Raw genomic sequence first — 261 nt, forward strand, 5'->3', positions numbered from 1 at the left:
CTGGAAGACCTGGTCGTTGGCGAACGGCACCATGCCGGGCTCGTTGTCGACCTGGTAGCCGACGACCGCCGGGTGCTCCGCGTAGCGCGCGATGATCCTGCGGATGATGCGCTCGGCATAGAACAAGAAGGCGGGGTGCGCGTAGTTGATCTCCTGACGCGCGCCCCAGCCCATCTTCTGGCCGGTGCGCAGCTCGACGTTGATCTCCGGCAGCTGCCGGACAAGCCACGGCGGAGCGGCGTAGGTGGGTGTGCCGAGGAT

1 protein-coding gene is annotated in these 261 nt (G+C 67.0%); it reads right to left on the reverse strand.

All coding sequences use genetic code 11. From position 1 onward, the window contains the following. On the reverse strand, positions 1-261 hold a 261-nt coding region (locus tag SB754_RS21040; protein ID WP_410784288.1), incomplete at both ends, for a beta-galactosidase.

The organism is Leifsonia sp. SIMBA_070 (assembly GCF_046534635.1).
Classification (GTDB): domain Bacteria; phylum Actinomycetota; class Actinomycetes; order Actinomycetales; family Microbacteriaceae; genus Leifsonia.